The organism is Tsuneonella litorea, from assembly GCF_025154015.1.
In the GTDB taxonomy this organism is placed as follows: Bacteria; Pseudomonadota; Alphaproteobacteria; order Sphingomonadales; family Sphingomonadaceae; genus Tsuneonella; species Tsuneonella litorea.
Map to the genome: position 1 here is coordinate 1 of NZ_JAOAMV010000010.1, position 22,799 is coordinate 22,799.

Annotated in this window: 21 protein-coding genes; 10 read left to right on the plus strand and 11 right to left on the minus strand. The window is 64.4% G+C overall.

Translation table 11 applies throughout. The features are described from left to right. Positions 1-220 precede the first annotated feature (220 nt). Positions 221-1,297, minus strand: a complete 1,077-nt coding sequence (locus tag N0B51_RS14490) for an endonuclease/exonuclease/phosphatase family protein (protein WP_259963305.1) — start codon at positions 1,295-1,297, stop codon at positions 221-223. Between the two features lie 78 nt (positions 1,298-1,375). Here N0B51_RS14490 and N0B51_RS14495 point away from each other — a divergent pair, with 78 nt between their 5' ends. The 9 genes from N0B51_RS14495 (at position 1,376) to N0B51_RS14535 (ending at position 10,604) form a co-directional block, all read left to right on the plus strand. Continuing rightward, a complete protein-coding gene (locus N0B51_RS14495) occupies positions 1,376-2,056 on the plus strand; it encodes a hypothetical protein (protein WP_259963307.1) in 681 nt (226 codons plus the stop codon). After that, a complete protein-coding gene (locus N0B51_RS14500; RefSeq protein ID WP_259963308.1) occupies positions 2,044-2,703 on the plus strand; it encodes an RNA polymerase sigma factor in 660 nt (219 codons plus the stop codon). The genes N0B51_RS14495 and N0B51_RS14500 overlap by 13 nt, the downstream gene beginning before the upstream one ends. Further along, positions 2,696-3,640: a FecR family protein gene (locus N0B51_RS14505; protein ID WP_259963309.1), complete on the plus strand. Its 945-nt coding sequence runs from the start codon at positions 2,696-2,698 to the stop codon at positions 3,638-3,640. Before N0B51_RS14500 ends, N0B51_RS14505 begins: the two co-directional genes overlap by 8 nt. A gap of 359 nt (positions 3,641-3,999) precedes the next feature. Next, complete coding sequence (locus N0B51_RS14510; protein ID WP_375545966.1) at positions 4,000-6,012, plus strand: TonB-dependent receptor; 2,013 nt, start codon at positions 4,000-4,002, stop codon at positions 6,010-6,012. Continuing rightward, positions 5,999-6,751 (plus strand): DUF2334 domain-containing protein, encoded by a 753-nt coding sequence (locus N0B51_RS14515; RefSeq protein ID WP_259963310.1) that lies wholly within the window; start codon positions 5,999-6,001, stop codon positions 6,749-6,751. The genes N0B51_RS14510 and N0B51_RS14515 overlap by 14 nt, the downstream gene beginning before the upstream one ends. A 42-nt stretch (positions 6,752-6,793) precedes the next feature. After that, complete coding sequence (locus N0B51_RS14520) at positions 6,794-7,999, plus strand: glycosyltransferase (RefSeq protein WP_259963311.1); 1,206 nt, start codon at positions 6,794-6,796, stop codon at positions 7,997-7,999. Between the two features lie 86 nt (positions 8,000-8,085). Beyond that, positions 8,086-8,931 carry a hypothetical protein gene (locus N0B51_RS14525; protein WP_259963312.1) on the plus strand — a complete coding sequence of 282 codons (846 nt, stop codon included), beginning with the start codon at positions 8,086-8,088 and terminating at the stop codon, positions 8,929-8,931. Next, complete coding sequence (locus N0B51_RS14530; protein ID WP_259963313.1) at positions 8,912-9,427, plus strand: DUF2141 domain-containing protein; 516 nt, start codon at positions 8,912-8,914, stop codon at positions 9,425-9,427. Before N0B51_RS14525 ends, N0B51_RS14530 begins: the two co-directional genes overlap by 20 nt. 16 nt (positions 9,428-9,443) lie before the next feature. Then, positions 9,444-10,604, plus strand: a complete 1,161-nt coding sequence (locus N0B51_RS14535; protein ID WP_259963314.1) for a glycosyltransferase — start codon at positions 9,444-9,446, stop codon at positions 10,602-10,604. 37 nt (positions 10,605-10,641) lie between these two features. Here N0B51_RS14535 and N0B51_RS14540 read toward each other — a convergent pair whose 3' ends face one another. The 10 genes from N0B51_RS14540 to N0B51_RS14585 all read right to left on the minus strand — a co-directional run bounded on the left by N0B51_RS14540 (position 10,642) and on the right by N0B51_RS14585 (position 21,779). Beyond that, a complete protein-coding gene (locus N0B51_RS14540) occupies positions 10,642-11,367 on the minus strand; it encodes a phosphatase PAP2 family protein (protein ID WP_259963315.1) in 726 nt (241 codons plus the stop codon). After that, positions 11,364-12,203: a protein-L-isoaspartate(D-aspartate) O-methyltransferase gene (locus N0B51_RS14545; RefSeq protein ID WP_259963316.1), complete on the minus strand. Its 840-nt coding sequence runs from the start codon at positions 12,201-12,203 to the stop codon at positions 11,364-11,366. The genes N0B51_RS14540 and N0B51_RS14545 overlap by 4 nt, the downstream gene beginning before the upstream one ends. Next, positions 12,193-15,243 (minus strand): efflux RND transporter permease subunit, encoded by a 3,051-nt coding sequence (locus N0B51_RS14550; protein WP_259963317.1) that lies wholly within the window; start codon positions 15,241-15,243, stop codon positions 12,193-12,195. The genes N0B51_RS14545 and N0B51_RS14550 overlap by 11 nt, the downstream gene beginning before the upstream one ends. Further along, entirely contained in the window at positions 15,240-16,136 is an 897-nt protein-coding gene (locus tag N0B51_RS14555) for an efflux RND transporter periplasmic adaptor subunit (protein WP_259963318.1), read from the minus strand. The genes N0B51_RS14550 and N0B51_RS14555 overlap by 4 nt, the downstream gene beginning before the upstream one ends. 122 nt (positions 16,137-16,258) lie before the next feature. Further along, entirely contained in the window at positions 16,259-17,596 is a 1,338-nt protein-coding gene (locus tag N0B51_RS14560) for a TolC family protein (RefSeq protein ID WP_259963319.1), read from the minus strand. Further along, a complete protein-coding gene (locus N0B51_RS14565; protein WP_259963320.1) occupies positions 17,593-18,933 on the minus strand; it encodes a sensor histidine kinase in 1,341 nt (446 codons plus the stop codon). Before N0B51_RS14565 ends, N0B51_RS14560 begins: the two co-directional genes overlap by 4 nt. Then, a complete protein-coding gene (locus N0B51_RS14570) occupies positions 18,930-19,604 on the minus strand; it encodes a response regulator transcription factor (protein ID WP_259963321.1) in 675 nt (224 codons plus the stop codon). The genes N0B51_RS14565 and N0B51_RS14570 overlap by 4 nt, the downstream gene beginning before the upstream one ends. A 32-nt stretch (positions 19,605-19,636) precedes the next feature. Next, positions 19,637-19,930, minus strand: coding sequence for a PepSY domain-containing protein (locus N0B51_RS14575; protein WP_259963322.1), 294 nt, complete (start codon positions 19,928-19,930; stop codon positions 19,637-19,639). A gap of 141 nt (positions 19,931-20,071) precedes the next feature. After that, positions 20,072-20,863 (minus strand): COG4705 family protein, encoded by a 792-nt coding sequence (locus tag N0B51_RS14580; protein ID WP_259963323.1) that lies wholly within the window; start codon positions 20,861-20,863, stop codon positions 20,072-20,074. 34 nt (positions 20,864-20,897) lie between these two features. Further along, on the minus strand, positions 20,898-21,779 hold the full coding sequence (locus N0B51_RS14585; protein WP_259963324.1) for a hypothetical protein: 882 nt from the start codon (positions 21,777-21,779) through the stop codon (positions 20,898-20,900). On the opposite strand from N0B51_RS14585, the gene N0B51_RS14590 reads away from it, so the two are divergent. Further along, positions 21,778-22,584: a COG4705 family protein gene (locus N0B51_RS14590; protein WP_259963325.1), complete on the plus strand. Its 807-nt coding sequence runs from the start codon at positions 21,778-21,780 to the stop codon at positions 22,582-22,584. The two genes, N0B51_RS14585 and N0B51_RS14590, sit on opposite strands and share 2 nt — an antisense overlap. Positions 22,585-22,799: the final 215 nt, after the last annotated feature.

Here is a 22,799-nt window from a genome sequence, read left to right on the forward strand (position 1 = left end):
GCTGATCTCCCGGCTGTCGGGATCATTGAATCAGCGGTTTAGTCCCTCGGCAAGGGGAGTTTTTCAACAGAATAGGGCCGATAGCTGTCTGACGGCTTTCGAACGGTGCTTTGCGAAAGCGGACGCAGAGGCTGACCGGCCCTACAGACAATACAGGTCGTCTTGCCGCAGTCTATTTTCTAGAGCGTGATGGCGGCCCTCACGTTCCTTTGAGCTAGGCCTAGCTCCTGAGAGAATACGCGATGAGAATCCCGGTGTGGTCAGATAACGGTGACGCCGTCTCGAGAGGGAAAGGTATCCATGCTCTGACCGGACGCAGGCTCACCCTCTCGCCGTTGCGCGACAGTATCATGTCCTTGTTGCGCTGGAGAACGCTACGCGCCTCCGCTTCGAACCTCGGCGGGACGGCGTCGTCCGCCAGCGCGATCTTGAGGCCGTTTTTGGCGTTCGGTCCGAGCACGGGATAACGTGCGAACGCCGATTTGCGGGCATGAGCTTGGCCTACGTTGGTATCTCCGCCAAAAATAGCTGGTGCGTTCGACCCGACTTCTCGCATAACTATCTCATGCAGCCGGGATAGTTGCCACACGTTTGCAGCGTCGGCCCGACTTTCGGAAACATGGGTCGCCCGGCGCGCATTGAGGTGCGTGTCGACTATCGCCATCGGCTCTGAGACTCCGGGCACGGCAATCCAGGCGATTAGAATGCCCTTGGATGCGAGGCAATCGAAGCCGGCGCAGGCGCCCGCGGGAAAGGCGATCTTTCGACTGCGGACGATCGGGTAGTCCGACAGGATCATAAGCCCGCTGTCGAGCGCACCCGCGCCGATTTCGCCGCGATCCCAGCGGGCTGCGCTGGCGTAAGAGAACCCAAGGGGCGGCGCCGCGCTTTCGGATGGGCTGGCCGGCCCAGTCGCCACGAAGCGGTAGCCGGCCGCATGGGCGATGGCCTTCGCGTGATCCGTGAACGCTTCCTGCAACAGAACGATGTGCGGCTGGATCCCGCGCTCACGCATCAGGCTCAACTGCTTGCCGATCGCGTCGATTGCCTCCGCGCGTCCCCGCGCGATCGGCCAAGGCAGGGATTTGATGTTGTAATTCATGACCGACAGGCTGGCGTCATCGCGCCGCGGCCATTGGGACGTGTTCGGTCTTGCGTATTCCGACGGTACCGGAGCGACAGGGCCCATTGTCATCGCCGCGATCAGGATCAACTGCAGGATTGCTCGAAAGGACATTGCGGCTCCACCTGGATCGACTGTCACCTGCAAGACGCCGTGAGGACCTTCCTTCCGCATCGCGCCGTTTGAAATGCGGCTTTGTCGGGGCGGCATCGTCTTGTTCGCATCTGGGTCGATCCAGCCGAGGAGCCGGACATGCGGGCAGCAACAGGGATCGCCAGTACCATTCTGATTTTCGCCTGCGGGGCGACCGCGCCGGCCCCGTGCCTCGCGGGCGACGCTACTCCGCGATCGGATATGGCACACGCGCCCGTCTTCGAGTTGTCGCGTGCTGAGAGCCGCAAAGGTCGCGACTTCGAGATTTCTTGGGTGGGAGGATCCGTGGTGTTCGGGGCCGCCAAGGGTAAGCAGGGGCACAAGGAGCCGGAGTTGTACGAGATACACGATCCGGTCTGGCAGCGCTCCTATCGCCTCGCGGGGAAGATCGACCAACAGCTGGGACCCGGCATCACGTTGGCGGCCTGGGGCGAATATCAACGCACCACGAGCGGGAACGCCGGGGGTCCTCTTCTCACCAGCAAGACCCGATCGGCAGGCCGCGAAATCGGGATTTCGATCGGTAACGAGGCTCGGCGACTGGGGCTGGCGAGCTTTGCAACTGACGGTTGGGGCGCCGATCATGCCACTGACGACATAGTCCGCTTGGCACACAACGAGCCGCTCGCGCGGCGCGGTGTTGCGGTCGTAGCGGACCTCCTTGCAACGAACGATCGTCCGGGTGCTCAGCGACGTCTTTCGCTTCGCGGAGAGCGTGCGACGAACCGAAATCTCGGCACTGACAACCGGGCCACCCTATCCCTTGCGTGGCGTTTCTGACCGTGGCTGCGATTGCATACGCAAGCGGCACCGGGGTTACCTTGGCTTTCCCGTCGCCGCGGCGGTATGGTCGCGGGATGGAGGGAGGCGCGCAAGAGATCGAATCGAGTGCTGGATTGCGACAGGTGCTGCTCGATATGCACACTATCCTGCGGCGCTTTGCGCTCGCTCGGGGCTGCGCCGACAGCGAAGCCGACGACCTCCTGCAGGACCTGTTTATAAAGGTCTCGGAACTGCGTGGTGGGCCCATCGCGAATCCGCGCGCCTACCTGTTTCAGATGACCAGCAACCTGATCCTCGATCGTCGGCGCGTCGAGATGCGCCAGGTCCGGCGCGAGGATGGCTGGGCGCGCAGCACATTCGGGCACGACTTGGTGGACGATCCCCAGCCGACGCCCGAGACGACCGCGCTCGACCGCGACCTGCTGACCCGCGTCGAGCACGCACTGGGCGCGATGCCTCAGCGAACGGCAGAAATTTTGAAGCTCTACCGCGTGGATGGCCTTGCGCAGAAGGCGATCGCCGCTCGCTTCGACCTGAGCCTGAGTGCCGTCGAGAAGCATCTCCAGCGGGCCTACAAAGACCTCGATGCCCTGAAGCTGAGCTGGGCGCGACAAGATCAGGAAAAGGTGGCCATCGATGGCTGACATGCACAACGATCGGACCCGCGCCGAAGCGATCGACTGGCACCTGCGACTCGAGCATGGCGGCGAGGACGACTGGCATTCGTTTACCGAATGGCTGGAGGCCGATCCGGCGCACAGCCGGGCGTACGATAGCGTCGCAAACGCGGAGGGCGAACTGGACGCTGTCCTGCGTCACGCGGAATTCCCCGCGCCCATGCCCGCGAGCGATACCGTGGAACCCGTCGAATCCATGGGGCGCAACCTGTGGCTGCGGCGCGCGGCAATTGCTGCAAGCATAGTGATCGTGGGCGCACTGACCTTCCAGATCGCGCAACCCGCGAGCACATATTCGATTGCGACCGGCCCGGGCGAAACCCGGGAGATCGCGCTCGCGGACGGCGGGACGATTTCTCTCAACGGCAATAGCGAGGTGATCCTCGATCGCGACGACACGCGCTCGGTCGAACTAGCCGTGGGCGAAGCGCGCTTCGAGGTGACGCATGATGCTAGGGTGCCCTTCACCGTGACGGTCGGTGCCAATCGGCTGGTCGACATAGGCACGGTCTTCAACGTTTCGCGCGACGCAAACCTCCTCCGTGTGGGAGTGGCGGAAGGAGCCGTGCGTTTCGAGGGTTCCGGACATTCTCTGCGGCTTGGCCCAGGAGATGTGCTTCGTGCGCGAGGCGACAGTATCAAGACAACCTCAGCTCCGGCCGAAGCGATCGGAAGTTGGACCGGAGGAACCCTCGTTTACGATGATGCCCCGATAGCAGATGTAGCAGCCGACGTCGGGCGCGCCGTGGGTGTGCGCATCGCAGTTGATCCCGCAATCGGCTCGCGGAATTTCAGCGGTGTCCTACAGACCCGAGGTGGGGCGCAAATGGTACGGGGTCGAATGGGGCCGGTGCTTGGTGTACGCATCGAGGACACAACCGGGGGCTGGACGCTCAAGCCGTAAAAATGCGTGTCGCGTTGTCTTCCATGTTTGCGCTCCCCTGCCTGATCGCGAGTGCTCAAGCGGGAGCGAGCGACGAGATCGGTTTCGATATTCCGGCTGGGCGCCTCGATAGGGCCCTCGTGGTCTTCGCGCGTCAGGCAGGCGTGTCGATCAACGTCAACGATGCGGCGCTGCGCTCTGCGCGCACGAGAGGCCTTCGGGGACGTCACAGCGTGGAAGAAGGCTTGCGCCTCCTGCTGCGGGGAAGCGGGTACACGTTCCGCCTTGCCGATGGTTCTGTCGTTCAACTCGTCAAGGTGACACCTCCGCGTACGAAGCCGCAACAACGCGCTTCGACGGGCCGACCAAAGGCTGCACCGGTGCTACCGCCCGCATCGATTCCCTCGCCGCCGATCGTGGTGACTGCCTCCAAGCGCAATGCACGTCTGACGGATTTTCCGGGCAGCGTGCATGTCGCAACGCTCAGCCCGGCCGAGAGCCTGCGATTGGGCAGCCGCGGCAGCGAGATACTCCTGCGGCAGATACCTAACCTGACGTCGACCGACCTCGGCTCGGGCCGGAACAAGATTTTCATCCGCGGGATCGCCGACAGCAGTTTCAACGGCCAGAACCAGTCCACTGTCAGCCAGTATCTCGACGAAAGCCGCCTGATATACAGCGCGCCAGACCCTGCTCTCGCCCTTTACGACATCGAACGGATCGAGGTTATCGAGGGACCACAGGGGACGCTTTACGGTGCGGGATCCCTCGGCGGTGTCATCCGCCTGGTGCCAAGCGAACCGTCCCTCGCCCAAGCGTCGATTGCCGGCACGGTCGGACTCACCACGTCGGAAGGCGAACGGGGGCACGATGCGGCGCTGGTTGCGAATGCCCCACTCGGCAGCAGCGCGGCGTTGCGCATGGTCGCGTACGATGTCGCGCGCCCCGGCTACATCGATGACCCTTCGCGAGACCTCGAGGATATCAATCGCACGACCATCCGTGGTCTTCGCGCGACCTTGCGCCTTGAGCCGCTAGAGGGTTGGACGGCCGACCTGGGTGTCGTGGGGCAGAACCTGGCCAGCCGCGACGGGCAGTACACGAACTCGGGCCGGAGCGATCTCGTCAGGCGATCGACGATCGCCCAACCGTTCGACAACGACTATCGTCTCGCGTTCGCAACGGTGCGTAGGAATTTCGGTACAGTCGAACTGACCTCGAACACATCCTACACCAACCACGCGATCGACACCGCGTTCGACGCCACCCGGCCGAGTGATACCGGGCCACGAGCCTATTTCGAGGATACGAAGATCTCCCTCGTGACGCATGAGACGCGCCTTTCGGGAAGAGGTAGGCTGTTTTCGAGCTGGGTGCTGGGGGGCTCGATCGCGCACAACATCGATCACGTGCGAAGGGAGATCGGCGATCCCGATGCACTGGTCACACTCTCCAACGTCCGGTCCGGCACGACCGATGCGGCGATCTTCGGCGAGGGCACGCTGGATGTAACTCGCGCCTTGGCACTGACAGCCGGCGCACGAATTTCGTTTTACCGGCAGGTCAGTGAACTGACGAATACCTCGCCCTCGGTCGATCTCGAACCAAAAAGAAGTGCCTGGCGTCTGCTTCCCACTGCCGCGCTGTCGTGGAAGCCGGGCCGGGACTGGCTGGTCTACGCGCGATACCACGAAGGCTACAGACCCGGTTCGCAACGCATCGTCGGCGAAGGGACCCAAGTGCGGACGGCACGGTTTTCACCCGACGAATTGAAGACGACCGAGGGAGGCGTGCGGTTCGGCAACGAGCCCGACACACGCTTCAGTGGCGGCGTCGCCTATGCCTATTCGCGCTGGCAGGATGTGCAGGCCGATCTCATCACGACGGTCGGCTTTCCCTACGTGGCGAACATCGGTTCGGGATACGTGAGGTATACCTCGGCTTATCTCTCGTGGAAGCCGGCCAAGGGTCTGGAACTCGGCGCGACGGGTTTCCTCGCGACGAGCCATCTCGACCGTCTGACGCCCGCCTTCGCGACGGCTGACGAGCGCGACCTGCCGAACATCGCCGACAGCGGGTGGCGGGTTTCCGGACATTACGAAGCCGCGATCGGCACCACCGGCCTGAAATTCGACGCGAGCGTCTCGCATATCGGCAAGTCCTACCTCGCCATCGGCGCGCCGCTCGAGCGGCGCCAGGGCGACTTTTACGATGCCTCGCTCGGCTGCCGGATCAGCTTCGGGAAGTGGGGCGTTTCGGTCGACGTCGACAATTTGCTCGACAGCAGGGCCAATCGATTTTCGTTCGGCAACCCCTTCTCGGTGGCCGACGAAGACCAACGGACGCCGCTGCGTCCGCGCACGCTCCGGATCGGTGTCGATGCGCAATTCTGACCCGAAGCGCCTGCTGGTGTCGATCCACGATGTGGGCCCCGGCTTCGCCGATCCCGTCGAGCGGTTAGCTGATCAGCTCGAGAACCGCCTCGGCGGACCGGCTTACGCCATGCTGGTAGTGCCAGACCACTGGAACGCGCACCCGCTGAAGCGCGGCACGGCGTTCGCCACGCGTCTGCGCGAATGGGCGGATCGCGGGGTGGAAATGTTCGTCCACGGCTGGTTCCACAAGGACAGCGCCGAACACACCGGTGTTGCCGCGCTCAAGGCCCGGCACATGACGGCTTCGGAGGGCGAATTCCTCGGCCTGTCTGAGGCCGAGGCGGCCCGACGCATGGCCGACGGGCGCAAACTGGTCGAGGACGTGACCGGACGCGACGTTGCCGGTTTCATCGCTCCCGCGTGGCTCTATGGCCCCGGTGCGCTCGTTGCCCTTCGAACCAGCGGCTTCCGACTTGCCGAGGATCACTGGCGCGTGTGGCAGCCGGCCAGCGGTCGGATCGTCTCGCGCAGCCCGGTCATCACATGGGCGAGCCGGTCGACCATGCGCACGGCGTCGTCGCTGGCCGTCGCTGCAGCGGCTCGGCACACGTTCCACCCGCTGCGTGACGTTCGCGTTGCGGTTCACCCGGGAGATGTCACCAAACCGTCCCTGCTCGCCAGTATCGATGCGACTGTCGCCGCGTTCGCCGAGCGTCGCCGCCCGGCGCGCTATCGCGAACTGCTCGACGATCGGTGACGGCTGGGTGCGGGTGATGACATGGCGCGGCGTCATGGGTGTATGCGGATCGCATTGCCCGTTCACAGTTTCGAGCCCGGGGGGGGCGAACGTGTTGCCTTGCGCCTCGCGGCGGAGTGGCAGGCGGCAGGACACGAGGTCACCGTAGTCCTCGGCCGCGATCGTGGCGTTTGCGCAAGCACTGCGCCCGATCTGGACTACCGGACCTCGCGCGAACCGTTCGCGACCGACCGCTGGGAAACGCTGTGGATGATGATTTGCCTCGCCCGGTTTCTCCGGCGCGAGAGGGTCGATGCCCTGTTCTGCCCCGGCAACACCTACACGGTCGTTTGCGTCGTGATGCGGTTGCTGTTTCCTCGACGTTGCCCGGCGGTGCTGGTCAAGATCAGCAACGATCTGGAGCGGCCAGACCTGCCACCGTTCGCCCGACCGCTCTATCGCCTGTGGTTGCGTGTTCAGGGACGCCTTCTGGACCGCTTTGTCGCGCTCGCCGAGCCGATGAAGCCGGAAATCGTGGAAACGATGAGGGTGTCGGCAGCGTCGGTCGCGGTCATTCCCGATCCGGCCCTCTTGCGGATCGAATGGCAGCGACTGGGAGCAATTGACGAGGGAGATGCACCAGCGGGGCGCGGAACCCGGTACCTCTCGGTCGGCCGCCTTGTCGCCCAGAAAAATTACGCCCTGCTGCTTCGGGCCTTTGCCGCATCGCGCAGCCCTGACGACCGCTTGGTTATTGCTGGTGAGGGCTCTCTGCTACGTCGCCTCGTGTCTCTGCGAGACGACCTCGGACTCACCAACCTGGTCGAATTTCCCGGGCACGTGTCGGATGTCGAGGCGCTGTATCGCGATGCCGATGTCTTCGTTCTTTCGTCGGACTACGAGGGCATCCCCGCCGTCGCGATCGAAGCGCTCGCGGCGGGCCTTCCCATCGCAACGACCCGCAGTAGTGCGGGAATGGACTGGCTTACCGGTTACGGTCGGTTCGGCGAAGTCGTGCCACAGCGCAATCCGGATGCCCTGGGCGACGCGATGCGCCGCATGGCGTCCATTTTTCCAGATCGCCAGGCGATGCGCGAGCAGGCGCAAGCCTTCACGCTCGAGCGGGCGAGCGGAGCCTACCTCGATGAATTCGAAACGATGCAATCCGCCTCGAACGGGCGACGGGCCGAATTTCTTTCACCGGACGGTGCGGGTCTCTTTTCCACGCGGCGTCTCGCAACAAAGCCATCGATGCGGGAATGCGAATGAACCAAGCAGCCGTCGCCGTTTCGCCAGCACACGCCATCGCTTTCGAGCCCCAGGATCGCAAACCGTATCTCACTATGTCACGAACGGTGAGGTGGGCGTTTTCGCTCGCCGTGCTGGCTACCGCACTTTACCAGTTGCGCGTTCTCGATTTCGCCCAGGTCGTAGCGCTGATTCCGCGTTCACCGCTTTTCTGGGTAGTCTTCGCGATCAGCTACCTCGCCGGTCCCTACAGCGAATGGATCATCTTCCGCCGGCTGTGGCACGTCGGTACCAATGCCTCCGCCCCGCTGCTGAGGAAGCTCGTCTACAACGAATTGCTCGTCGGTTACCTCGGCGAGGTCTATTTCTATTCCTGGGCGCGACGCCACCTGCCGCTGTCCGCTTCCCCCTTCGGCGCAGTGAAGGATGTCGCCGTCCTGTCGGCCGTGGTGGGGAACGTCATGACCCTGGCATTCCTCGCCGCGGCCTTTCCTTTGCTCAGGATGTTGCCATTGGGCGATCACGCCAGCACGATCGGCTCGTCGCTCGCATTCGTAATCGGGTCGTCGCTTGCCGTGATGCTGTGGCGCGGAGTGATCTTTTCGCTCGAGCGGTCCGAGCTGGTGTTCATCTCGTTCGTCCACACCGGCCGGATACTCGCGACGACCGGGCTGACGGCCCTTCTCTGGTACCTTGTCCTGCCCGAAACGCCGCTCGGCTGGTGGCTCGTCCTCGCGACGATGCGCCTGCTCGTCTCGCGCCTGCCGTTCGTGCCCAACAAGGATGTCATCTTCGCCGGAATAGCAGTGTTCGCGGTCGGGCAGGATGTCGAACTCGCCGCGGTCGTCGCCATGATCGCCGCCCTGATCCTGCTGACGCACCTCGTCGTCGGCGTGGGCTTCGCGCTCACCGATCTCGCGAATGGAGACAAGAATGTTCAAGCTGATGGCTAGCGTGGCGATCGTGCCGCTGCTCGCCGCAGCCGCCGTCACCTCGAGCCCCGACCTCGGCAAGGCCGAGGCACGCTGCCGCTCCGGCGAGAGCGGTCCCGCATTCCTCGTCGAAGTGAAAGGCCTGAAGGATCGCAGCGGCCGGTTGAAGCTGGAGGTCTATCCCGCGAATGATGACGACTTCCTCGCCGACGACAATGTGCTGGTATCCGCCGGCAAGACGTTCCGCCGGGTCGAGATCGATACACCGTCCAGCGGCACTCCGACGATGTGCGTACGCCTGCCTGGACCGGGGCGATACGCGGTGTCGCTGCTACACGACCGGGACAGCAACCGAAAGTTCGGGTGGCGGGTCGACGGGATCGGCTTCGCGGGAAATCCGAAGCTCGGCTGGAGCAAACCAAAGTCCTCGACGACCAGCGCCACCGCCGGCAATTCACCGACCCGCATCGCGATCGTGCTCAACTATCGCCGCGGGCTCGGCATGAAGCCGCTCTGACGTTGCGGCTAGAGCGATGAAGATCGTCGACGTCTGCGGATTTTACACTCCTTTCGGGGGCGGAATCCGGACCTATATCGAGCAGAAGCTGCGTCTCGCGGAGCAGCTGGGCCACGACATCACGGTGCTGGCTCCCGGAGTGCGTGCTGAATGCCGAGTCGTCTCGTCCTCCGCTCGCATCGAATTTCTGCCGTCGCCGCATTTCCTTCTCGATCGGAAGTATTTCGCGTTTGCGGACGAGAAAGCGGTGCATTGCGCCCTCGACCGGCTTAAGCCGGACCTCATCGAAGCATCGTCGCCCTGGCGCAGCGCGAACTACGTCGCCAGCTATCCAGGTCCGGTGCCGCGCGCGCTGATCATGCATTCGGACCCGCTTTCGGCGCATGCCTACCGCTGGTTCGAGCGGGTCGCCGAGCCTACCTCCGTTGACCGGGCCTTCGACTGGTTCTGGCGGCGCTTGCGGACGTATGGTCAGCAGTTCGACCTGGTCGTCTCGGCCAACCGCCATTTGTCGGAGCGGCTGATCACGGGAGGTGTCGCCAACGTCGCCACAGTCCCGATGGGCGTTGAGCAAGGGCTGTTCTCTCCCGCCCACCGCGACGAAGACCTGCGCCGCGATCTGCTCGCGTCGTGCGCGTTGGGCCCCGACGCGACCCTCCTGATCGCCGCTGGACGCCTGGCGACGGAGAAGCGGGTGCCGATGCTCGTCGATGCAGCGACGCGGGCGGGTCGCAAACGCCCGATTGCCCTGGCGATCTTCGGCGAAGGGCGCACGCTCCCCGACGTGATCCGCGCGATCGCAGGCAATCCTCACGTGCGGGTTTTCGCACCCGTCCGCGACCGCCAGCAGTTCGCACGCCTTCTCGCCAGCGCCGACGCATTACTGCACGGCTGCGAAGCGGAAACATTTGGCATGGTTGCTGCCGAAGCGACGGCAAGCGGTTTAAGGGTCGTGGCTCCCCTCGCTGGCGGGGTGAGCGATTTCGCCCGATTGACTCCAGGCCTTGGTTTTACGCCACTCGATGCTGTCGATGCGTCGCGGGCGATCCTCCAACTTCCAGTCCATGGGCAAGCCGCACCGTGGACTGCCGAAGTCCGCACAATGGCGGAACACCTTGGTCAATTGTTCGACCACTACCACGACCTTGCAAGCCAAGGTGCATCGAAGGCCGCTTGATCCTCATCAGAGAAAATCCTTGCGGCCTGCTCGACGGCTAGGTGGTTGCGCGTTCCAGATCGGCGCCCGTTCCTAGCCGTCGGGCGAAAAGTTTTGCGGCGAGTGCGCAACCGGCTGCCCACATGGCACCCACCGACCATCCCGCGAGAACGTCGCTGGGCCAATGGACGCCGAGATACACGCGAGATGTCCCGACGAGGAGAGTGAGCAGGATTGCGCAGGCGATCAGGTAAGACCGGACCCGGCGCGAGTCCTCGCTGCGCGCCAGCAGGATCGCCAGCGTCAGGTACACCGTGGCCGAACTCATCGAGTGACCGCTGGGAAAGCTGGCGGAATTGACGGTGACGAGATGAGGCACGAGTTCAGGCCGAGGCCGCGCCAGTGCAAGCTTGATCAAGAAATTGACAATCGCCCCAACGGCAATGGAAGCAACAAGAAATGCCGACATCGCGAATTTCCTGATGGCGACAAGGTATCCGGCTACCAGGAAAGTAATCAGGGTCAGTACCGCCGTGCTGCCCAGCGAAGTGAAGTCAACCATGGCGGTTTTCAACCATGCCGGGCCGATCGGAGTGGCTAGGTCACCCTTCACCCTGAGACCCAGCAAGATGACCTTGTCGATTGCGAATACATCGCCCTCGGCAACCTCGGACCCAAGGTAGATGAGCGCGAAACCTACGACGGCGAAGGCCAGGAACGCCAAAAGGATGAAGCTGTCACGCCGATGCGGACCGATCCCTTCAAGGCTGGTCTTGCCGCTCATTGCCCGTTATCCTTCTGTTTCGCTTTGGCGTTGGCAGGCTTGAAATACCAAGCGCCCGCGTCTTGCCCGTAGCAGTAGTCGGCCGTCCGCTCCGGCAGGATACGCATGTCGTCTTTGCGTCTGCCCTCACCAGTCAACGGGACGAATGTCGCACTCCCGAGCACACACTTGTCGAGCGTGCCATCGGGCAATTTGATGTACCGCAAAATCCGTTCGGTGGCCCAATTCGGCCCCACCGGCATGATCAGCCTTCCACCAATAGCAAGTTGATCGAGAAGCGGTTGCGGCGGCTCGGCAGTGCCCGCCGTCACCAAGATCGCGTCGAATGGCGCTTCTTCCGGCCAACCCTTGAAGCCGTCGCCGTCCCTTACGGTGACGTTCGCGTAGCCGAGGCGGCGCAAGCGCTTCGCGGCGGCGACCGCGAGCGGCTGCACGATCTCGATCGTGTAAACGGATTTTGCCATGCGCGAGAGGATGGCTGCTTGGTAGCCCGATCCGGTCCCGATTTCGAGAACCCTCGCACGCGGCTGGGGATCGGCCGCTGCGGTCATTGCAGCGACGATGTAGGGGCTCGATATCGTCTGTTCGTACCCTATCGACTCGGGTCTTTCCCGATAAGCCATCTTGCGGAGTTCGCGAGGGACGAAGTCGGCCCGGTCGACGCTTTTCATGGCCTCGACAGCGCGTTGGAAAGCCTGCGACTGTGCGAGTTCGGCCGGAGCCCGCTCCTGCACAGTCGCAATCATGTGGGATTTGCCAGCAGAGCAACTGACGCAGCCGGACGTGACCACGAGACAACCGGCAGCCACGGCTCGCCATTCAAACTCAATGCGCATGGCTGCGCTTCCTCCGAAGGTCTTCTGCGGCGAACACCATCGCCGGCAGGAACAGCAGGACCAGCGGCACTGCTGCTGTCAGCCCGAATATGATGGCCGTGGCGAGCGGCTGCTGGAGACCTGCTCCGCGGCTCAGGCCCAGGGCGAGCGGGGACAGGGTGAGGATCGCAATCAGTGCGCTCATCAGGATGGGGCGCAGTCGCTTGGCACCCGCCTCGCGCAGTGCTTCCAACGTAACGGGCGCGTCGCGATCCAGTTCTGCGAAGAAGAACACGATCAGTTCGCTCGCCATGCCGACGACCATGGTCAGGCCCATGAGTGCCGAGATGTCGAGTTCGATGCCCGCGATCCATAGGCCCACGAGGACGCTGGCGGCCGCCAGCAATACGGTGACGACCGCGGCAATCGTCCATTCGATCCGCTCGTACAGGAACGTCAGCAGGAGCGCCGCCAGCAAAAGCGCGGCGGTGAAGACCATGGCGAGATCGCGGAAACTCTTCTGCTGTTCCGCGTAAAGGCCGCCGTATTCGACGCGGATCGAGGGCGGTAGCTTGAGACCTGCTACCGTGCTGCGGATATCCTTCATCGCCGAGCCGAGATCACGCCCCTCGAGCCGCGCCGTGACGTCGATGAACGGCGCCAAGTCTTCTCGGGTAAGCTGCTTCTGGCCCGCGGCGATCGTGATCTGCGCGACTTGGCCAAGGCGGACGCTATGCCCGTCCGGCGCGACAAGCGGCAGCGCCGCCATTTCGCTCGCTCGAGCGCGCAGGTCGGAAGGCCCGCGCACGCGCACATCTATCAACTGCTCGCCGACCCGGACCTGGGTCGCGGCAGTACCACCGATCAGGCTCTCGACCTGTGTCGCCACGGTGTCGGCATCGAGTCCCTGTTGCGCGGCGGCACCCGGATCGACGCGGACCGCGATCGCATCGCCCGCCACGCGCAAGCCGTCGACTACCTCGACGACGCCCTGAACCTTTCCAAGCGCGCCACCGACCGTCTGCGCAGCCTTGGCGAGTGCGGCCGGTTCGTTGCCGAACAGCTTGACCTCGATCGGTTGCGGGACCGCGGTGAGATCGCCGATGAGGTCCTCCATCAGCTGGATGAGTTCGACCTCCACCCCCGGCACGCGCTGCGTGATCCGGCCGCGAATGTCGGCCATCACCGCTTCGATGTCGCGCCGCGACCCGCCCTTTAGGCGGACGAAATAATCGCCTTCGTCGGCCTCGGTCAGACCGCCGCCGAGCTGGATGCCGGTGCGCCGCGAATAGCTGGCAACCTCCGGCGTGGTGCGGATGATATCTTCGATCTGGCGCAGCAGCCGGTCGGTGTCCTCGAGCGAGGCGCCGCTCTGCGCCTTGTAGTCGACCGCGAAGCCGCCTTCGTCCATCTTGGGCATGAACCCCGAAGGGACGTGGCTGTAAGCAAGGTATCCTGCGGCCGCGAGCGCGAGACCGAGCACCAGCGCGAATAGTCCCGGGCGAGCGAAGGCGCGATCGCCAGCCCTAACGTAGCCGCGCTCCACCCGTGCCATCATCCGGTCGGCTTTCTCCGCGGCGGCGGCGTCCCTCTCGGTCAGCCAGTATGCCGACAGCAGGGGTATGACGAACCGGGCATAGAGGAGAGAGATCACCAGCGCGGCCACCATGGTAATCGCCAGCGCCTTGAAGAATCCGCCGGTCACACCGCTGATGAAGGCAAGCGGCACGAACACCACGATCGTCGCCGCGGTCGAGCCGTACAGCGGCTTTGCCATCTCTGTCGCGGCGGCGAGGATACTTCGGGTGTCCTTCGCAGCGCCTTCCTGCATCCGGCGCATGACGTGTTCGAGCATCACCACCGCGTCGTCGACGATCAGGCCGACCGCGGCGGCCATGCCGCCCAGCGTCATCATGTCGAAATGCATGCCGAGCGCGAGCAGCACGAGGCAGGTACCGGCGAGCACAGCCGGCAGGGTCACCGCGGTGATCACCATCAAACGGGCGGAGCGGAGGAACAGAAAAAGTACCAGGCCCGCGAGCAGGGCGCCGATCAGGATCGCATCGCGGACCGCGTTGGCCGCGCCGATAACGAGCTCCGACTGGTCGTAGAACGGGCTCACGGTGACGCTCGGGGGCAGCTGGAGCGTCTTCATCCGCGTGGCGACGTCGCGGACGACCTGCACGGTATTGCCGTCGAGCGACTGGCGCACATTCACCAGCACCGCCTGCTGTCCGTCGGCATTGACGAGCGTGTAATTCGGTGCCGCCGACGGGCGGATCGTCGCGATGCTGCCGAGCGCGACCACGCCGGCGCCAGCGCTGCCGCCGGTCTTCACCGGAATGGCGGCAATGTCGGCGGGGGTCGCCAGCCGGTTCTCGACCAGCACCAGATAGAGCCGGTGGCGATCGGTCACCCGCCCTGCTCCGCGGACCGTGTTGGCCTTCGACAAGGCGTCTGAGACCGCGGTGGGCGAAAGCCCCAGTGCCGACAGGCGAGCGGGATCGATCTCGACCTCGAACTCGCGCGGGCTGCCGCCGAGGATGTCCACGGCGGCCACGCCCGAAATGCCCGTCAGTGCGGGCCTGATCTCGAGCTCGGCGAACTGGCGCAGGGCTTCCTGGTTCAACGTCTTGGATGTCAGCGCGACCCCGTAAACCGGAAAGATCGTCGGGTCCGAGCGGCGCACGTCGAACTGCGTGCCCGTGGGGAGCTGGACCTGGATTCCGGCAAGCGCACCGCGGGTCGCCAGTTCGGCCGAAACCATGTCGTGGCCCCAGTCGAAGTTGAGCGCTACCTCGGCAGACCCGCGACTGGTAATCGAGCGCAACTGCGTGACACCCGGGATCGCCCTCAGCGCGATCTCGGCTGGTCGGGTGATCTCCGCCTCCATCTGCGCCGCATCGCGCTCGCCCGCGTCGATCGAGACCACGACGCGTGGATAGTCGATCTGCGGGAAGAGGCTGACCGGCAGGCGTAGTCCGGACAGCACACCGCCCAGCGTCAACAGAAGAACCGCGAGCCAGATCGTGCGGGAGTGCCGGGCGAGCCCACGCTTCACTTCGTGCGCACCTTCATCCCGTCTTCGAGCGCGGTCCCGCCTTGCGTGACCACGACGTCGCCCACTGCAACGCCCTTCGCGATCGCCACCGTTGGGCCGTCGGATGCGCCTGCGACGACATCGCGGCGGTGGGCGACGCCTTTCGTGACGACATAGACGTATGGTTGCCCGCCTTCGTCGAGCAACGCGGAATACGGGATCGTCACGGCGTTCGAAGCTTCCGCAAGCGTGACCTCACCGGTCATTGTCTGGCCCGCCCCGATGCCCAGTCCGGCGGGCACGCTCGCATAAAGCGAGGCGAGCAGGGTCTGCGGATCGGCGCTGGGATCGACCGAGAGGATCGGGACGATTGCCGCTTCGCCGCCTCCCGGCCGCGCGATCCGCACGCCCTTGCCGCGAACCAACTGCGAGACGAGAGCAGGGTCGAGGCCAAACCGCGCACGCAGGTCGCCCGCGCGCGCAATGGTCGCGACCGTCGCTCCAGCGGCGACCAGATCACCCGGATTGACGACGATCGATTGGACGTAGCCCGCACCCGGAGAACGGAGGACGAGGCCGCCGGTCTGCGCCGACAACGCACGCGCCTGTGCCGACGCCCCGGCCGCAGCCGAGCGGGCGCTTTCCACCTCGGCATCGCTGACGAGCCCATCGGCACGCAGTCGCTTGGCGCGCTCGTAGGCTTGTTGTGCCGACCGGGCAGCGGCGGCGTTCTGCGCATAGGTCGCCTGTGTCGAAGGGCTTGCCCTCAGCGATACGACGCCCTGGCCACGCGCGACTGGGCTGCCAGCAGGTCGCAGCAACGCAGCCACCGTCGCCTCGACCGGCGCGGACAGGGTAAACTGGTTATCGGCGGACAATTCGATCGCACCGTACAGGGTCTGCGTCTGGGCCACGCCGCCGCCCGTAGCACGCGCGAGGGAAACCAGTGCGACCGGCGCCGGCCCGTTCTGATCGGCGGGTGTACCCGAGGAACATGCTGACAGGCCGAGCACTGCAAGGGCAAGACATACGTTTTTCACTGGGGCCACGCCTCCCGCGGGGTTCCGGTCAAGAGTTCGAGCGCAATCGACTGCTCGGCAATGGCCTGTTCGGCCTGTGCCACAACGAGTTCACGATCGCGCAGCGATTGCTCGGCATTCTGCGCCGTCTCGAGCGACAGGTCGCCGCGGGTCGCAGCACGCCGGGTCGCCTCGGCATATTGCCGCAACTTCGGCAGGTCGCGCAGGGCGTCAGCGCGGCGCCGGTAGGCCACTGCCAACCCTGCTTCCGCCGCCGCGATGTCGGCGCGGGTCTGGAATAGCCGTGCATCGTATTCTGCCTTAAGCGCTGCACGGCTGGCGCGCTCCACTGCGATGGTACCGCGGTTTCGGTTCCACAGCGGCAGGGTGAAGTCGACCGAAGGCCCGGCGAGCAGATTACCGGCGCTGTCCCGTGCACCGTTGAGGGCGATGTTAAGCGTCGGGAACTGCTCGAGGATGGCTTTGCGTACAATTGCCTCCTGCGCGGCGTAGCCCGCACGAAGCGCTGCGAGATCGGTCCGGTTCGTCTCGGCGAGCATGAACAGGGTGGCAGTCGGAGGAGGCGGTGGTGGCAGATCGGGGCGGGCAAGCTGCAGGCCGAACTCGGGTGGCAGGCCGAGTTGCCTACGGAGTTCGGACTGCGCAGCGGCAAGATCGGTTTCGGCCGTCCTGAGCTGCTCGGTTGCGGTCAGCAGAGCAAGGCGCGCGGCCTGCAAGCGGTCGCCGGCGATATCACCCCGGCCGGCTGCGCGGGTTATGCGGTCGAGTAGCGAACGAGCCACCTCCTTCGATGTACGCGACAGTTCGGTGACCCGGGTCAGTTCGATGACCTTGGCCGCCTGCAAGCGCGCCTGCCCGGCGGTCTGCCATTCGGCCCAGGCAAGATCGAGCCGCACCTGGCGCGCCTCGGCGATTGCCATCCGCCGCGACACCGCCCGAGTGCGCAGTGCGTTGAGGTCGAGACCCAACGCGCCGGTGATGTCGAGCAGCGTGTCGGGTCCGCTCAGCACCTTGTTGACGCCGAGCGAGAAGGTTGGGTCGGGCAGCAGCCCGGCAGCGAAGACTTGTGCGTCCTTCACGCCCGCACGCACGCGCTGTGCCTCCAGGTCGGGATTGGCGACGACCGCGATCGCCGACAGCGCTTGCGGGGTAAGAGGTTGTGACAGGTCCACCTGCTGGGGCGGTAACCACGGGCGCTCGACCGCGCTCGCCGCCTGCGACAGCTCTGCCACGAAAGGTTCCGCGAGCGCCGCAGGCGCACTGTCGAGCGGTTCCGGACGATAGGTCGCACAGCCACCGAGCGCCACGACGAGAAGTGCCCCCCACACTTTCATGTCGGCTCTTTCGGGAAGATGAGCGAAGCGTCGAGACCCGGGGCGCGATCGCGGAGTTCGAGGCGGCCGCCATGCGCCTCCGCGATAGCCTTGACCAGGCTGAGACCGAGCCCATGGCCGGCGCTGGACCGGGCGGAATCGAGCCGCACGAAACGCTCCGTGACCCGGTCGCGGTCGTCTTCCGCTATGCCGGGCCCGTTGTCGGAGACGAACACGCGGCACGTGTCACCCTCGTCACGCGCGCCGATCAGGATGTGCGCACGATCGGGCGTGTGGCGGACGGCGTTCTCGATCAAGTTGATAACTGCCTGCGAAATCAGTTCGCGGTCCCCCACTACGCGGCAGTCCTTGCAGACTGCTTCCTCCAGAACCCTGCCGCTGTCTTCTGCCAAGGCAACGTGCATGTCCGCAAGGTCTGCGACCAACGGACCGAGCGCGACCGGTGCGAAATGCTTGCGTAACTCACCTTCTTCCAGTTCGGCGATACGCAGGATGGCCCCAAAAAGCGCGAGGATGTCGTCGGTGCGATCGAGCGCGTTGCCGATCATCGCTTCGCGCTCGGGCCCCTGCGCCCGGTGAAGGGCCTCGAGTTCGGACCTGAGGCGGGCGAGCGGGGTGCGCATGTCGTGCGCGAGGTCGCTCGTCACCTGTTTCAGGTTCGCTACCAGCGCAGCGATCCGGTCGAGCATGGCATTGAGCGCGGCCGCCGATCGATCGAACTCGTCACCGCGACCGGTGACCTCGGCCCGCGCCATCCGGTCGCCACCGGCAAAAGCGCTGGCCACCGTCTCGACCTGGGTCAGGCGCTTCTTCAGATAACCGCCAAGAATAAAGGCGATCCCGCTGCCAATGACCAGGGCGGCCACAAATCCGAGGCAGAATACGATCAGCAGACGCTGGTCGATTGCCTCGACCGGCTCGAGGTCGGCAGCGACAACAAGGCGATAGCCATTCGGTAACATCGTCGTTTTCGCGCGGGCCGGATCAAGTCCCTCTTCGGGATCGGTAAATTCGATCCGTGACCACCCTGCCGCTGGCATCGGAGTTTCGAGATTGCCCGCCACGCGCCGGCCGTGCGGATCGAAGACGGCATAATCGAGACTGTTACCTACCATCCTCTCGCGCTGATCGATCGATTCAGCCAACGCCGGGATTCCTTCGAAGCCCTCATCCATCAGCGCGGTCACACCTTCGTCGATTGTCTCGTCGAGCTGTGTCGAGAACGCATTGTGGACGGCAATGTAGGACATTGCTCCGATACCGAGCACTGCCAGCGCGAAGCCCAGCGAAGCAGCAAAGGCGATCCGGTAGGCGGCGCTCGCCAGCAGCCGCTTCATGCGGTCCTGATCCGATAGCCGACGCCGCGCGCGGTCTCGATCCAGTCCTCGCGGCCACCTTCGTTGAGCTTGCCGCGCAAACGGCTGATGTGGGTCTCTACGATCTTGGTCTGCGGATCGAAATGAAAGTCCCACACGCGTTCGAGCAACATGGTGCGGGTGACGTATTCACCCGCGTTGCGCATGAGCTCCTCGAGAAGCCGAAACTCCTTGGGCTGCAGCAGGATCGGCTTGCCGTCGCGCCGGACTTCTCGGCTCAGCAGGTCGAGCTCGAGCGGGCCGGCGGTGAAATGGGTCACGGCCTGCTGCGGTGCCGCCCGGCGAGCGATCGCGTTGACGCGGGCGATCAGTTCGCTGAACGCGAACGGCTTGACGAGGTAGTCGTCTGCCCCTGCATCGAGCCCCGTCACGCGATCCTCGATCCGACCAAGCGCCGTGAGCATGATCGCCGGGGCGTCGATACCTCCCGCGCGCAACCGGCGCAAAACCTCGATCCCGTCGAGCCCCGGCATCATCCGGTCGAGGATCATCAGGTCGAAGTCTTCGGTGAGGCCGAGGTGCAGCGCATCCTTCCCGTCCTGCGCAAGCACTGGATTGTGCCCCGCCTCGCCCAGACCGCGCGCGACATAGGCGGCGGTATCGGGTTCGTCTTCGGCAAGAAGGATGCGCATTCGGTCGGTTTAGCGCAGATCAGTCGGCTTCGTCAGCCTCGCTGCTCGCGCTCTCCCAACTGTTCTCGAAGCTTGCCGTTCTGGCTGATGTCGAACGACCAGCGCCAGCCGCCGCCTTCCTTTTCGTATTCGCTGTCGACGATCTTGCCGCCGCGCGCGGTCGCCATCGCGATCCGTTCGGCCTGCGACTTGGAAATTGCCGGCTTGGGCGCGTGCGCCATCTCCGCCTTTTCGGCGGCTTCGTTTTCGTGGCTCGTCCCGGCATAAGCGGCGAGCGGAAGTCCAAGCGCGGCGGCGCCGATGGCGAGTTTTGCGACCAGATTCATCTTGTCTCTCCAATGGTGCGGAATTGCACTGTGACCTTTCTAACCGACCCCAAGTGTCGCGGCGTTCGCGCCCGGGTTACAATTTCGCGACCCGCAAAAATCGCAAACCCGGGCGCAGCCCCGCGGATGGGTGTGCGGGGGCTATGCTGACGCGAGCGCCGGACCGCGGCCCCGGTTCGGGCTGTCGATGCCCGATCGGGAGAGGTAGATCACGAGAGCGACGATGATCACGAGGAAGATACCACTGACAGGCATCGTCCCCAATCCAAGGCCGCCGTCCTTGGGCGCCTGCGTTATAAGGTCGCCGAGCGAGGCTCCGAGCGGACGCGTGAGGATATAGGCCAGCCAGAAAGCGGTCACCGGTCCGAGCAGCTTGAGATAATAGGCAGCGGTGATCGCGGCGATCAGTCCGGCGAATATCAGGCCAGCCGTCAGATATCCGAGCCCGGCCTTTTCCGACACCAGGTCGCCGCCCGCGGTGCCGAGCGCGAAGGTGAACAGGATCGCCAGCCAGTAGAACATCTCGCGCCGAGGCGTGTCGATCTCGTGAATGGAAAGCGTGTGCTCGATCCCGTGCCAGAACATGAAAGTCACGATAAGCGCGACCGAAAACACCGCCGTCGAGATATAGAGGCTGATGCCCAGCTCGTCGGTCATCGTGTCCGTGATGAGCGTTCCGACGATGCTGAGAAACACCACCACCAGCCAGTATTGCCACGGCACGTAGCGGTCGCTTCGCATCTGGATCACGAGCACGATCGCGAGTGCGACCGTCATGATCGCAGAGGTCAGGTTGAGCCCGAGGCCGAGCTTCATGTTGAGGAAATCGGCGCCGGTCTCGCCGACCGTCGTCGCCAGGATCTTGATGATCCAGAAGTAGAGGGTGACGTAAGGCACCTTGTTCAGCATCGCGCGACGGTCGGCGTCGGTCATGTTTCACCTGTTGGCTGGAGTTTCGCGGGCTGGCTCACTTGGCGAAGAAGCCTTCGAGCTTGTCGACGAGATCGAGCTCGTGCGTGGACGCGGTCTTGGCCGCCTTTGCATCCTTCGCTTTTACCGCGTCATCCATATTGGCGACCGACTTGGCGAAATCGGCCCTAAGCGCGGTTTCCGTCACGCGAGCGGCGATGCCGTTCCACTGGCCCTGCGCAAAGGCAACGGCCTGTGCCATGTCGTCCCAACGGACGGGCTTCGCGGAGAGATCTGCCTGGTAGCGAAAGCCCGAGTAGTCGAGCAGGCTGACGGCCTTGGGCACCTTGCCAGTGTCGCTGGCGCTCTCAACCAACGTACGGTAGCCTTCGACCGCGGCGAGTGCGATGCCGGTGTGATCATTCGACTTCTGCGCGGTGTCCACTGCGGCAAGGTGCTCCATGAGAGCAGCCTTGGCCGGTGCGGCAAGCGCCGGGGACACACCATCCGCCGCTTTCTTTGCATCGGCAATAAGCGACGGCAGCTTGGCGGTGGGCGCGGTGGGTGCTTGCTCGGTTAGCGTCTCGAATGGCTCTGCCGCAGCGAGAAAGGCCGAAGTGTTGGCATCGGCGTCGCCAGCGGCGGGCTTGGGCACGGTAACGGTCGTGCCCGAGGCGCTAGCGCTCGCGTCTGGCGCGGTCGGCTTCTGGGCGCTGCAGCCTGCCAACGCCAGCGCGCCGCAGGTTGCCAGCAGGGCAAGCTTGGATACCGGGTTCATGGTCCTCTCCTGTCGTTCCGTCCAACCCGATAGCGTGAGTTTCGCCGCGCCGTTCCGCAGAACAGCAAAGGTTGGGAAATGGTATAGTTTTGGAAGGGAGCCGATGGTCGGTGTCGCGAATTGAAAGGGCACCACCAAACGATCCAGGAGGCACCACGGCATGACGACGGCAAGAGAGCAGATGGGTGACGCGGTGCTTGCCAAGGTCCCCGCGATCACGGTCGGCTTCTGGATCATCAAGGTCCTCGCGACTACCTTGGGGGAGACCGGCGGCGACACCGTCAGCATGACGCTCAACTGGGGCTACCTTGCCGCAACCGGGCTGTTCGCGGCGATCCTCGTCGCGCTGGTCTGGGCCCAGATAGCCGCCAGCCGCTTCCATCCCTTCCTCTACTGGGTCACGATCGTCGCGTCGACCACCGCGGGAACGACAATGGCGGACTTCGCCACGCGTTCACTCGGCATCGGTTACACCGGCGGTTCGCTACTTTTGCTCTCGCTGGTGCTGATCTCACTCTTCGCCTGGCACCGCACGATGGGGACGGTGAACGTCAACAAGATCGTTACTCCCCGCGCCGAGACGTTCTACTGGATCACGATCACCTTTTCACAAACGCTGGGTACGGCGCTTGGCGACTGGCTCGCGGACAGCGGCGGGTTCGGTTACATCGGTGCCGCCGCCGTCTTCTCCGGTGCGCTGGCGATCTGCGCTGCGCTCTATTGGTTCACCAGCACGAGCCGTGTCGGGCTTTTCTGGGCCGCGTTCATTCTGACCCGCCCGCTCGGGGCGGCTGTCGGCGACTTCCTCGACAAGCCTACCGACCATGGCGGCTTGGCACTCTCAAGGCCGCTGGCGAGCGCAGTGCTGGCGGTCGCGATCGTGCTGCTGATTATGCTTCTGCCTCAGCGGGCCGGACAACATCCGGGATCGGAGAACAAGAAACCGGAGATGAAACCGGTCGTCTAGCTGCCCTTCCTCGAGTTTGGATTGATGTTGCTACCGTCGGATGCATCGCGGAGCGGGATTTGGGGCTATCATCGCGAATGTCAGCTTTCGAGGGGGAAGTCGATAAGGCTGTATGACCGGAATTGGGGCGCGAAGCTTACACAGGAAAGCAGCAAATCAGGCCCTTTCTGGTGGCGCTTTCAGCAACTCTTCAACCGGAACCTCCAGCGCAATCG